Source organism: Anaerosolibacter sp., assembly GCF_029240175.1.
GTDB lineage: Bacteria > Bacillota > Clostridia > Peptostreptococcales > Thermotaleaceae > Anaerosolibacter.
The window spans coordinates 63,644-76,965 of sequence record NZ_JARBTM010000011.1 but is presented as its reverse complement, the minus strand read 5'-3'; the positions used below and the strand labels follow the sequence as shown (position 1 = coordinate 76,965).

Below are 13,322 nucleotides of genomic sequence, written 5' to 3'. Positions count from 1 at the left end.
TCTATAGATAGAACAAAATCTTTTATAGAAAGGAATGCTTTAAATGTCTAATAATGAACGTCTTTCCATTGGAAAACGTGCCTCTTGGGTTGCCATCATAGGCAACATTGCGCTAACATCTGTTAAGGCGTTTATTGGTTTTATAGCTGGCAGTACCGCTATGATTGCTGACGCATTCCACTCAGCATCTGATCTGGTAGGAAATGTCATCGTTCTTCATGGTTTAAAAATCTCAAATCAACCACCTGATGAAGAACATCATTATGGTCATGGTAAAGCTGAATCGATTGTGGCAAAAATTATTGCTATACTTCTATTCTTAACGGCTTTTGGTATTGGCCTATCTGCTATCAAAACCATTAGAAATCCCAACCTTGAAGCGCCAAGCTCGATCGCCATATGGCCAGCCTTGATATCTATTGTTTTTAAAGAATGGATGTATCGTTACACAGTTAGAGTCGGAAAGAAAATCGACAGCCCAGCCTTAATTGCTGACGCTTGGCATCAACGAACAGATGCTTTCTCATCTGTTGCGGCATTAATCGGAATTACAGGTGCTGTTTTAGGTTATCCTATTCTTGACCCCCTTGCTGGTATTGTAGTGGCAGGAATGATCGGTAAAGCCGGTTTCTCTGTGTATTGGGATGCTGTCAATCAACTAATGGATCCTGCACCATCAAAAGAAGTTATTGAAGATATACGTAAGTTAACCATGGAAATCCATGGTATTCATGACATTCAAGATATTAGAGCTAGAAAATTAGGTAATCAAATTTTTGTTGACATGAAAATCTGCGTAGACCAATATATATCTGTTGCAGAAGGCCATAATCTAGCTGGTAAAGCCAAGCATTCTATATTGAGCAATATAGAGAATACCAAGGATGTTTTTATCCATGTCAATCCATGCGGTGTCTACGATAATACGAATGCTGATTTTAATAACACAAAGACAAAGGAAGATTAGTTTTAACTTCTTTCTTTGTCTTTATATCTTTTCAGGCCGGGTAGTATTATTTTAAACAGATTTCTTTTTTCAATATTTAGCAGTTTCACCTTTCCTATTCCATCGAAAATTTTACTGATTTGGTCGATTCCAAATCCCGTTCTTAAAAATCTGTTATTCTCATCCAGAATCACAAGTTTATCGTATAGCCAACCATTTCTTCGAGCAGGATTTCGTTCACTGCGAAGTGTATACATATTTTGTCCCCTTGGCAAATTCCCAGGATTGCTTATTTCGATCTTATCATTGCTAATGAACACCACAATATTTCTAGTCAAATCAAAATAATCACGATGGAGGACTGCATTGGCAATTCCTTCAAATATCGCTTCGATTGGGTAGCGTTGATCCTCAAGGATTTTGTTGATGTAGTCATAGCACCGATTGAGCATTTCAATAATGTCACCCTGAATTGACTGGGTTATCTGTTCATTCTTTTCATAGTGTATTATATTAATAGAACAGTAGGGTAGATACCTCTGAGGATTATTGCAAAACAACAGCATCCCACCCATGGTTGGATGGATTTTCCCTGTTTCAACATCATGATGAATAATTCCCACGTTATGCCAAACGTTCTTTTCCAGATCTTTACTAGGAATCAAGCTAATTTTATTAAGATAGTTATAAATCAAATCTCTATCTAATACTGAAATATCCAAATTATATAATGGGATTAATTCATTACTGATTAATCCTACTTCTTGAAACATCCTAGCAATTTCGTCCCTTCTTGCAAAGTCAGTTGTAGATCCCCTCCGAATATAGAAGGCTCCTGTTTGTCTCATTTGATGAGGTCGTTGGTAGCTTTTGAATATGGTTATGACACATACCCATGTGTGCTCTATTTCAATATACTCTACTCTTAGATTAATCGGCGGATCACACCGGTAGCTCATAATCTGTTGAATTCTTTCTTCGTTGAGTTCTCCAGGGTCTATTCCTACTATTTCCTTGCTCTTATCCTTAACACCTATAATTATATGACCCCTTCCACCTATGCTATTGGCAATCGCAATGATATCTTTTGCTAGTTCTTTCTTCTCGGATTCAGTATTGAGTAATAAAGTCTCTTTGAAATCTAGCTTACTTGCTTCCTCTTGCTTTAATAACATTTTTAATCTCTGGATATCCATATAATCATTCCTCCCTTCATGCTAGAAACTCAATTTGCCTATGTTATTATTCAGAGGAACCACAAGGCTCAACTCTATTTGTTTTTTTTATAATCTCAAGTATCTTCATAAATATTTTCTATTACCCTCAAAAACACCTAATTATTTGATAATCCTATGGTAAAGTGATAATATTAGCTTATTACAAACTGAAGCTGGAGTGATATTATGGATTTTAGACAGTTAGAAACCTTTGTAACCATCGCAAAGCTAAAAAGCTTTTCAAGAGCTGCAGATTTTCTCTTTTTAACACAACCTACCATAAGTAATCATATACAAAATTTAGAAAAGGAATTGGGTACAATTTTAATTAATCGATCAAACAAACAGATAACACTGACAAAGGCTGGAGAAATTCTCTTTACCCACGCTATGGACATTTTAAATAAAAAAGAACAGACACTATTCTCTTTAGAGCAGTTCAAAGGAAAAATAGAAGGCACTTTGGAAATTGCCTCAAGCAGTATCCCAGAACAATATATTCTCCCTATACTCCTAAATTCCTTTCACAAGTTTTATCCTGACGTTCGATTTAATGTGCTGCATTCCGATTCAGAACAGGTTGTGACTAGTATATTGAACGGAGAGATTGATTTTGGGATTGTAGGTGCACAAAATGATATTAAGCACTTAAACTACTTGGAGATAATGGAAGATACCATGCTCGTAATTACCCCTTACTCTGATCGCTATAAATCAATGGATGAGATCACGATTGAAGACTTACTCCAAGAGAATATTATCATGAGAGAAGAAGGCTCTGGTACGCGAAAAATTTTTGAACAGGTCCTAAATACCCATAACAAAACGATTAATGATCTAAACATCATGGCATATATCGAGAGTACGGAGTCTATTAAGCAGTGTGTGCGAAAAGGATTGGGTATTTCTATTCTTTCAAAGCTTGCAGTGATTGATGAAGTAAAGCATAATCTCTTAAAATCAATGAAAATTAAGGATGTTGATATCCAACGTAGTTTTTACTTTGTATTTCATAAATATAGATCACTTTCTCCTTTGGCGGAAGCATTTAAAAACTTTGTATTGGAAAACAAAGACCTTTTTCAAAAAAATAATCTTTAATCATGGTCTTTTAAACTTCCTCTAGTAATAAATCATATTCTCCACCTGTGGAACTATGCTTTTGTATTTATTAAAAAAATCGGGACTGAAAAATCCCGATTTTTTATGCTTCCATGAAAGCTTTATAAGCTTTATATGTCATATATACGTCTACCTTACTCACAATTTCCATTGGTGCGTGCATGCTTAATACTGGCACGCCGCAATCTACAACTTCAGCACCATAATTCGCTAATATGTAAGCTATTGTGCCGCCGCCGCCTTGATCAACTTTTCCTAATTCACCAATCTGCCATACAACTTGATTCTCATCAAATATTTTCCTAACTTCAGACAAAAACTCTGCATTTGCATCATTGGACCCTGACTTGCCTCTAGCCCCTGTATACTTAACAAGGATTACACCTTTCCCCATAAATGCTGCATTTCTTTTATCTAAGACATCAGGAAAATTAGGATCAAATCCCGCACCGACATCTCCTGATAGCACTTTTGAATTGGCCATGGCTCTTCTGATTAACAAATCACTATAGCTTTTTGACTGTATAGAGATCAATTCGGCAACTATATTTTCGAAAAATCTTGATTCCATACCCGTATTTCCCATGCTTCCAATTTCCTCTTTATCCACAAATAGCGCTACGGCAGTTTTTGTTGGGTTCTCTACTTCGAGAATTGCTTGAAGTGCCGTATAAGAGCATACTCTATCGTCATGTCCATACGCACCAACCATGCTTCTATCGAACCCTACATCCTTTGCTTTTCCAGCAGGTACGATCTCAATTTCTGCTGTAAGGAAATCATCCTCATTTATCCCATATTTTTCGTGTATTAACTGCATAGCATACATCTTTACTCTTTCTTTTTCTGACACATCTGCACATGGCATACTGCCGATAAGAATATTAAGACCTTCACCTGTGATTCCCTCATTTAATTTCTTTTCCATCTGATCCTTTGCCAAATGAGGAAGTAAATCTGTAATAAAAAACACAGGGTCATTTTCATCTTCACCTATAGTGATCTCTACTTTTCCCCCATCTTTTTTAAACACCACTCCGTGTAACGCTAGAGGAATTGTCGCCCACTGGTATTTTTTGATTCCACCATAATAATGGGTCTTCAAAAGGGCCATTCCTCCATCTTCATATAAGGGGAATGGTTTTAAGTCTAATCTTGGCACATCTACATGGGCACCTACAATATTCATTCCTTTTTCTAAAGTCTCTTTTCCTAGAACAAAAAGGACTGCGGATTTCCCCTTGTTATTTGCATAAATCTTAGTGCCTGGGACAGCTTTTGACTCTCCGGAAATAATATGTTCAATATTTATAAAACCATGATTTTCTGCCATACTTATAATTTCATCTATACATTCTCGCTCAGTTTTTCCTCTATCTAGGAAGTTCTTATATTCTTCATTTAACCGATAGACCATATGTTTATCTTGCTCTGTAAGACAATCCCAAGCATTTTTAAATTCATATGTAACTTTTTTCTGTAAGCCATCTACTTCTTGCAAGCCAATCCACTCCTCCGTAATGTAAAATTTTTATATATAATATAAATATCATATCTTTCATTTCCAAGCTTGTCAATGGATACACGATTATTCCTTCGCCAATGCATCTTCTATATGATGATATTCTTCTCCAAATATCTTATAATTATCTTTCGGATATATATTTTCATCCATAATTTCAAGATTGATGTATTCTTCTTTACATAGCTCTGATTTCCGAATATCTTTAAGATAGTTCTTTAGCTTATATCCCAATGTATCAATTACTTCATCTATTAATTCTCCTACATCATCTGCTCTATCAACTGCATCATTCACATCATCCTTACTTGAAAAAGAGATATGGTTGAATTCTTCTGCTGCATCTACAAGTACTCTATATGAATTTGTCAGACCATTTAGGATATTTGACAGTTCTTCCACCTCATGGGCTAAGCATTCTCTCTTTTTCCTACATAGCACCATATATCTCCTGATATCCTTACATGTTAATTCTTCATTTCCCATTTTCTCACCTCAATTAAGGTTTATGGTTAATGTATATTAAATATCCCATAAAAATACCACAGAACAAAAACATTTCATGCTCAAAATCTATGGAAATGTTTTTGTTCTTCACAGGGAACTAATAGTTCCCTATGACGCTTCGCTGTAACCCTCCAAATATTAGAAATAAAGGGGTGAACCCCTTTAAAAATCCCCTATATCAAGGAAATTGAAGAACATAATTTCCTCGATATAAACAAAAAGATTTAGGATTTCTCCTAAATCTTCTTTATATTATGCTTATATGCATAAATAGCAGCTTGTGTACGGTCATTTACATCGATTTTCTTAAAAATATTTGAAACATGATTCTTTACGGTCTTCTCACTGATAAATAGTGTGTCTGCTATTTCCTTATTGTTCTTTCCTTCCGCGATTAAACTTAAAACCTCATATTCTCGTCTAGTTAATCTCTCTTTTTTGAACTCATCTTCATCCATCTTTCCCTTTTTATTAAATTCTTTCACCAGTGATGCTGCAAGGGATGGGTGAATATATGATTCACCAGCATGCACATCGCGTATAGCCTTGATTAAACTTGATGATTCTGCATCTTTTAATACATAGCCAGACGCACCAATATTGATGGTTTCAAAGAGATACTCTTTGTCTTCATGAATTGTAAGCATAATAACTTTGCCATCAACACCCATATCCTTAAGTCTTCTTAGTGCTTGGATCCCATTCATTTTGGGCATGTTAATATCCATAAGAATTATGTGGGGTTTCAACAACTGGGATTTTTTAATGGCATCTTCTCCATCAACAGCCACATCAACGACTTCAATATCCTCTTCCAGTTCTAAAATCTGTCTCAGACCTTGTCTCATAAGTGAATGATCATCTGCAATCAGCACCTTTATTTTTGCCTTATTCATAACTTTCCTCCTCATCTCCTACAGGAATTGAAATTTTGATGCGTGTACCTGTACCTAAATTACTATCTATTTCTATATTCCCTTTTAACAAATCAGCCCGTTCCCTCATGGCAAGTAGTCCAAAACCACTTTCCTCCTTACATGATTTCATCTTCGTTTCCACATTGAACCCAATCCCATCATCAAAAATTAATATATTAATTGTTTTATTGATTATTTCTAACTTAATGACTACCGTAGAAGCTTGGGCATGTTTTCTAACGTTATTTAATGCTTCTTGTATGATACGAAATAAAGATAACTGTACTGTAGAATTTATTATCTCATTTTTAGCAATTACGGAGAAGCTTACATTTATATGGGTTTCTTCTTCAAAATTTAAAATAAATCGTTGAATAGTAGGCACCAATCCAAGATCATCTAAAGACATGGGTCTTAAATCATATATGATTTTTCTGACATCCTTTAGACATTCCCTGCCAATGCTCTTTAATTGTCCTAACTCAAACTTAGCTTTATCAACATCCCTATCAATTAGCTTTTCACAAATTTCAGCTTTAATGACTAAGTTGGCCATTAACTGAGCTGGTCCATCATGGATGTCCCTAGCAATCCGTTGTCTTTCTTCTTCTTGAGCCTTCAACACTTTAATTCCCATAACTTGACGTTGTTGTATATCCTCTAGCTGACCTACCACATCTTGTAAATTTCCACTGAGATAACCCATGACAACGCCTACCTGAGAAACGAGGTTTTCAGCTTTTTTTACGACTTCATAGGAGTTCTTTAACCTTTTCTCTAGATCAGTTCTTTGACGGATTAGCTCTCTTTCCTCTTGCCTTTTTAATGTGATTTTTATTTGAAGATTCTTTGCATTCTCATAGGCCGATTTTATATCTGTTTCACTATATTGTGAAAAGTTTTTGCTAACACTGACCAGCTTTTTTCGACTATCCTTTTCCTGTAGTTCTAGCTGATCCACCTCTTTAATGACAATAGCTGTCTTTTTCTTTATTTCTTCCACCAATAATTCTATATTTTTGCACTCGATTCTTGCTCGCTCTGCAATTTCAAATATTTCGTTTTTCCCTTTTTCAACAGCATCAATTGTATTTTTTACAATTTCATTAATTTTTTTTATATCCATTTGTGATCTGTTGTTCATATTTGCACCCCATCTAATTTTACATATCAATCATATAGATTCTATTTCTTCATATCTCTGTCATTATCCTTCTCGACATAATTGTCAAATAATGAAAATAGTACTTTGTATCTATAAATTTAACCTTTTAAATAGGAAAAAAGACTGTCAACCGACAGTCTCATTGGCTTATAGAATAATCACTCAATTTCCAGATATCATCCTCTTTTCTAAGGAAAATCTCATAATTCATTTCTTGTTCATAATTAGAATTTAATCCCTGCATTCGCCATAGGATAACGGCTTCTACTCTTAGAACACTATTTCCATACTCAGCTTTATTTATATCAAGCACATTCACAGCAATCACTTTCTCTAGATCATGAGGGTATTCAATAGCATTACGAAAAGATTCAAGATCAAAGGTATATAGAGGATCTATTGAAAATCGTTGCAGCTCTGTCTCATAATATCTTATATCCTTTGGTACTTCATAAAGGGTGTTCCATAGGTTTGCTCTTTCGTGAAATAACTGCTGTACTATTTGTTTTTCATCAAGAAATTCATCTGAGACAATTTGATCAGCTTGTCCACTTGCAAAGATGCTATGTACGTGTAAACTTAGAATAATACTTGCTAAAAAAAACAGCAATGCCTTTTTCATATTCCATCCCCCTATATATTGTATCATGCATTTAATTATACACAATGAATGGTATGAAATTTGGCTATTACTGTTGTCAAATGCGTTTTTTTCTCTACATAAACATCATTTATTTTGTCTTTTCCTACAGTTTTATCTGTCTAAGACAAATTATTTCATCATTAGAACTCGTTTTATTGGATATTCTGAATTTTTTCTTTTTCATCCTCCGATAGCACTTCTTCTAGATTTAATAGTAAAACAATTCGGTCCTTTAACTTACCAACGCCAATTATATATTTTTTATCTACACCCGTAACCAATTCTGGTGCTGGTTCAATATCCTCTTCACTTAATCTAAGTACCTGAGAAGCTTCGTCTACGACAAATCCTACTTGTCTATTTTTGATATTAATTACAATAATTCTGGTATCTGAATCAATGGATGCCTCATCTAAATTGAATCTCTTCTTTAGATTAATAATCGGCGTGATGTCACCCCTAAGGTTAATAATTCCGTCAACAAACTTCGGCGTGTTTGGTACCTTGACACTTTGCTTGTATTCGCTGATTTCCTTCACATTCATAATATCAACACCATACTCTTCGTTACCTAGTTTAAATATAACATACTGTCTTTCAGCCATATTTATCCCTCCTCTATTCATCTATGGTAATTCTTGTAGTTTTTTGTCAAACTTTATATATATATTCGAGATGTTATATATTTTTCCTCTTCAAGATACAAAAAAAAGGAGAATAAATTTAAATTTATTCTCCCTTCGATCCCTAACGATTGACTAGTCAACAATTTCAATATTATCTAGTTGCTTTCTGAAGCTTTCACGGAAAGCAAGTAAATATTCTTCTCGAAGCTTCTTTTGTTCTGTCTTTTCTGCCTCCGTAAGGCCTTCAGCTTTAGATTTTTTCGCCAAATAATTAATTCTATCTAGTTTCTCTTGTCCTACCATTTCCTACACTCCTCATTATGATCTACTCTAGTAATAAATTATATAGAAAAAACTCGTATCCGTCAAATGTTAAGCCTATTTGTGTACCAAAGACAATATTCTGAACACGAATAAATACGAAAGAGGCACACAAAGTATGCCCCTTTCGTATTACAATGATATGCCTAATGTATTCTCTACTGCATCAACGATCTGATGGCTTTCTATTAAGTCTGCACATTTATTTATATCTAAATACATGATGCGATCCTCATGAAGCGTCTCAACCTGCTCCCTGATTTTTGTATATGCAATCTTCGTTCCATTCCCTAATGCCTCAGGTTCTTTGAAATCAATAGCCTGAGCAGCAGCCATAAGTTCAATCGCCAGCACATTTGTAGCATTAAACAATATATCTCTTGCTTTTCGTGCAGCAATAGTACCCATGCTCACATGGTCTTCTTGATTTGCTGATGATGGAATTGAATCTACGCTGGCAGGATGGGCAAGAACCTTGTTCTCAGATACCAAAGCTGCAGCAGCATATTGAGCAATCATAAAACCTGAATGAAGCCCTCCTTTTGCTGTTAAGAAAGCTGGTAATCCACTCAACTGTGGATTTACAAGTCTTTCTATTCTTCTTTCAGAAACATTGGCTAGTTCTGCGATGGCAATACCTAAAAAATCAAAAGCTAAAGCCATGGGCTGACCATGAAAGTTTCCTCCAGAAATAACGGTTTGATCATCGGCGAAAATAAGCGGATTATCTGTTGCAGCATTGATTTCAATATTAATCTTATTTACAACATAATCAATTGCATCTCTGCTAGCCCCATGAATCTGTGGTATACATCTCAAGGTATAAGCATCTTGAACTCTTATCTCACCCTGTTTTGTTGTTGCTTTGCTTCCTTGCGTTAAGGTAAGAATATTCTTTGCTGTGGTCTGCTGTCCTTGATGAGGTCTTACCGCATGAACACGAGGATCAAATGCATCGGTTATTCCATTTAATGCTTCAAGTGTTAGAGAAGCACTGATATCTGCCAGCTTCATCAACTTGATTGTATCATAGATTGTGAGAACACCCACCGCCGTCATGACTTGGGTTCCGTTGATTAGGGCTAACCCTTCTTTGGACGTCAAATGAATAGGTTCTATCCCTGCTTCTGCCATTGCTGCTTTACCAGATAATCTCTTTCCTTTATAAAAAGCTTCCCCTTCTCCCAACATCACTAGCACCATATGGGATAAAGGTGCTAGGTCACCGCTGGCACCAAGTGACCCTTTTTCGGGTACTACAGGGTGCACACCTTTGTTCAACATTTCAATTAGCGTATTTAAAGTACTTAATCGTATACCTGAAAATCCTTTTGATAAAGCATTGGCTCTTAAGAGCATAATAGCTCGGACAACTTCCTCTGGAAAAGGGTTTCCTACTCCACAAGCATGGCTAATGATAAGATTTCTCTGTAAATCCCTTGTTTCATCTCCTGTAATCACCACATCGCTAAATTTTCCAAAGCCTGTGGTTATACCGTAGACTACTTTCCCTTTTTCAATGAAATCATCTACGACTGCCCTTGATTTTTTTACCCTTTCTGAAGATTCCTCTGTAATCTCAACTTCATATCCATTTCTTGCAACCTTAATGACGTCTTCAATCGTCAAGCTATTACCATCGATATAAATTTTGTTCATGGTGCAACGCTCCTTTTTATATAATCTACATGTTTATATTATACAATAAATATTCTTTTTATTTTACCTTTTACCTTCTTGTTTTACAAAATTTTTTTAACCCTTCAAAATATTTTAGCAATTTATAAATTCACTTTGATAAAGTGCTGAATCACTTGAATCACGCAAACATCAAAATAAAGAAGGTTTCCCTTCTTTATTTTGATCGCTTCGTTCTTTTGCTCTTTTTTATAGAATTCTTGCTAGTATCTTTTCGCTCCACTCTGTTCCCTTTTGTTTCACGCACATTTGTTTTTCTTTTTTTATATGGCCTGTCTTTCTCACCCTCTTTGGGTTTAATCAATGCTTTCGGTCCATATCCAATTAGGTCCTCTCTGCCAGCTAACAGCAACGCATCTCGGACTAAATTATAGTTTTTAGGATTTCTATATTGAAGCAATGCCCTTTGCATAGATTTCTCCATACGATCCTTTGGAACATACACCGATTTCATATTTCTTGGATCGAGACCAGTATAATACATGCAAGTTGACAAAGTACCTGGCGTAGGATAAAAATCTTGAACTTGCTCAGGGCTATATCTAATGTCTCTTAAATATTCCGCCATTTCAATTGCTGCATGAAGATCACTACCTGGATGACTCGACATTAGATAGGGTACCAAAAATTGATTTTTTCCTAACTTTTCGTTAAGTTTGTAGTATTTACTTACAAACTTCTCATAAACATCTCTTCTAGGTTTACCCATGAGGTCCAGTACCTTAGAGGATATGTGTTCAGGTGCTACTTTGAGTTGGCCGCTGACATGGTGCTCACATAGTTCCTTCAAAAAGTTATCACTCTTGTCAGCTACGATATAATCATATCGAAGGCCTGATCGAACAAATACCTTTTTTACACCTTCAACTTTTCTCAGTTTACGCAATAGTTGAAGATATTCATCATGATCTACATTAAGATTTTTACAGGGATTAGGAAAAAGGCACTGTTTGTTTTTGCACGTTCCTTCTTTCAACTGTTTCTCACAGGCAACCTGCCTAAAATTAGCTGTTGGGCCACCCACGTCGTGTATGTATCCTTTAAAATCTTTATCTGATGTTATTTTTTTTGCCTCTTCTAGAATAGATTCATGACTTCTGCTTTGAATGGTTCTTCCTTGATGAAAGGTTAAGGCACAGAACGAGCAGCTTCCAAAACATCCTCTAGAACTAATAATGCTATATTTCACTTCTTCTATAGCAGGAATCCCCCCATCTTTTTCGTAAATTGGGTGATAATCTCGAGCATAGGGTAAGTTATAAATTCGATCCAACTCGACTCTTGACAGAGACATAGCGGGAGGATTCTGGACAATAAATTGTTCATTATGCTTCTGTATCATCACCTTCCCTCTAATAGGATCTTGTTCTTCATATTGTACCTTAAAAGCTCGAGCATATGCCGTTTTATCTTCTGATACTTCTTCGAAAGATGGAATTTCAATATATCCATAGATATTATCTAGAGTATCTACTTTATATGATGTCCCTGGAATATGATGCATATACTTTATGTCAAAACCGCTATTAAGATTATCTGCAATCTCAAGAATCTGTCGCTCTCCCATTCCAAATACTAGTAAATCAGCCTCACTATCAAATAGTATAGATCTTCGTACCTTGTCATTCCAGTAATCGTAGTGGGCAAACCTTCTTAAGCTTGCTTCTATGCCTCCAATGATTATGGGAATACCTTTATAGGCTTGCTTGACCATGTTACAGTAGACAATGGTCGCTCGGTCTGGTCGTAATCCCATTTTTCCACCAGGTGAATAGTAATCCTTTTCTCTCCTGCGTTTACTCACCGTATAGTGATTTACCATTGAATCAATATTTCCTGATGTCACTAGAAAAGCTAATCTTGGTTTTCCCAGGCTCTTAAAATCCTTTATACTACGCCAATCTGGCTGGGGAATAATTCCCACCTTATAGCCTGCATCCTCTAAAACACGTGCAATTACTGCCGTACCAAAGCTTGGATGGTCAACATAGGCATCTCCTGATATAATTATAAAGTCCAGTTGTGACCATCCCCTGCTGTTCATGTCTTCTCTATCAATTGGTAAAAATCTTTGTTTATCCACATTGTTCACTCACTCTCATATTTTCAATAGCCTTATTGTATCAAAGATTCTTATAGGTTACAAAACTTATTATTCATCACTATATCAGCTATAAAAAAGTCTTCCATTGGAAGATTTTTAAGGAAGACTTTTTTGAAACACATAACGGAAATTATGAAGTTATCACATTTATTTAATGTTCATATTTTCCTATGTGTTATAAAAAAACCTCCAAAGGAGGTTTTTTTAGCTCAGTCTGCTCTTTAATTGTTTATATATATCCTCAACTGTCATTCCCTCAGCATTGATAACGGGAGCTTTTGTCATAGCATCTTCCATGCCAAGGAAGTTACTATCTTGACCTGAAACAACGATCGCATCACAGTTCTGAAAGTTTTTATTATTTGGTTCTAAATCTGTAACTGTAAACCCTTGCTCTTGTAAATAATTTCGAACATTTCCCAAAGATCTTTCAACTGCTACTTTTTTCATTTTATTAAGCACCTCCTAATGTACACCTTTACATCACTATTATTTGTACAGTAGAAGGAATTTATACGATATATATGCCATTTT

13 protein-coding genes are annotated in these 13,322 nt (G+C 35.4%); 2 read left to right on the top strand and 11 right to left on the bottom strand.

The features are described 5' to 3' along the window. The first annotated feature begins 43 nt into the window (after nt 1–43). Nucleotides 44–967, top strand: coding sequence for a cation diffusion facilitator family transporter (locus K0R93_RS09420; RefSeq protein ID WP_300300412.1), 924 nt, complete (start codon nt 44–46; stop codon nt 965–967). A gap of 2 nt (nt 968–969) precedes the next feature. Here K0R93_RS09420 and K0R93_RS09415 read toward each other — a convergent pair whose 3' ends face one another. Next, a complete protein-coding gene (locus tag K0R93_RS09415; RefSeq protein WP_300300410.1) occupies nt 970–2,142 on the bottom strand; it encodes an RNA-binding domain-containing protein in 1,173 nt (390 codons plus the stop codon). A gap of 207 nt (nt 2,143–2,349) precedes the next feature. Between K0R93_RS09415 and K0R93_RS09410 the strand changes: the two genes are divergently transcribed. Continuing rightward, complete coding sequence (locus tag K0R93_RS09410) at nt 2,350–3,264, top strand: selenium metabolism-associated LysR family transcriptional regulator (RefSeq protein WP_300300408.1); 915 nt, start codon at nt 2,350–2,352, stop codon at nt 3,262–3,264. 103 nt (nt 3,265–3,367) lie between these two features. Here K0R93_RS09410 and K0R93_RS09405 read toward each other — a convergent pair whose 3' ends face one another. From K0R93_RS09405 to K0R93_RS09360, 10 genes are all read right to left on the bottom strand, one after another. Continuing rightward, nucleotides 3,368–4,786, bottom strand: coding sequence for an aminopeptidase (locus K0R93_RS09405; protein WP_300300406.1), 1,419 nt, complete (start codon nt 4,784–4,786; stop codon nt 3,368–3,370). 87 nt (nt 4,787–4,873) lie between these two features. Next, complete coding sequence (locus tag K0R93_RS09400; protein WP_300300404.1) at nt 4,874–5,248, bottom strand: hypothetical protein; 375 nt, start codon at nt 5,246–5,248, stop codon at nt 4,874–4,876. A gap of 302 nt (nt 5,249–5,550) precedes the next feature. Beyond that, on the bottom strand, nt 5,551–6,210 hold the full coding sequence (locus K0R93_RS09395) for a response regulator (RefSeq protein ID WP_300300402.1): 660 nt from the start codon (nt 6,208–6,210) through the stop codon (nt 5,551–5,553). Further along, on the bottom strand, nt 6,203–7,375 hold the full coding sequence (locus tag K0R93_RS09390) for a sensor histidine kinase (RefSeq protein WP_300300400.1): 1,173 nt from the start codon (nt 7,373–7,375) through the stop codon (nt 6,203–6,205). The genes K0R93_RS09395 and K0R93_RS09390 overlap by 8 nt, the downstream gene beginning before the upstream one ends. 160 nt (nt 7,376–7,535) lie before the next feature. Further along, nucleotides 7,536–8,018 carry a hypothetical protein gene (locus K0R93_RS09385; RefSeq protein WP_300300398.1) on the bottom strand — a complete coding sequence of 161 codons (483 nt, stop codon included), beginning with the start codon at nt 8,016–8,018 and terminating at the stop codon, nt 7,536–7,538. 173 nt (nt 8,019–8,191) lie between these two features. Next, a complete protein-coding gene (locus K0R93_RS09380; RefSeq protein WP_300300396.1) occupies nt 8,192–8,644 on the bottom strand; it encodes a chemotaxis protein CheW in 453 nt (150 codons plus the stop codon). 153 nt (nt 8,645–8,797) lie between these two features. Continuing rightward, nucleotides 8,798–8,968 carry a DUF896 domain-containing protein gene (locus K0R93_RS09375; RefSeq protein WP_300300394.1) on the bottom strand — a complete coding sequence of 57 codons (171 nt, stop codon included), beginning with the start codon at nt 8,966–8,968 and terminating at the stop codon, nt 8,798–8,800. Nucleotides 8,969–9,118: 150 nt separating this feature from the next. Further along, the gene (gene hutH / locus K0R93_RS09370; protein WP_300300392.1) at nt 9,119–10,645 is read right to left on the bottom strand and encodes a histidine ammonia-lyase; all 1,527 of its coding nucleotides are present in this window, start codon (nt 10,643–10,645) and stop codon (nt 9,119–9,121) included. Between the two features lie 196 nt (nt 10,646–10,841). Next, nucleotides 10,842–12,767 carry a YgiQ family radical SAM protein gene (locus tag K0R93_RS09365; protein WP_300300390.1) on the bottom strand — a complete coding sequence of 642 codons (1,926 nt, stop codon included), beginning with the start codon at nt 12,765–12,767 and terminating at the stop codon, nt 10,842–10,844. Nucleotides 12,768–12,992: 225 nt separating this feature from the next. After that, nucleotides 12,993–13,238, bottom strand: coding sequence for a YkuS family protein (locus tag K0R93_RS09360; protein ID WP_300300387.1), 246 nt, complete (start codon nt 13,236–13,238; stop codon nt 12,993–12,995). Nucleotides 13,239–13,322: the final 84 nt, after the last annotated feature.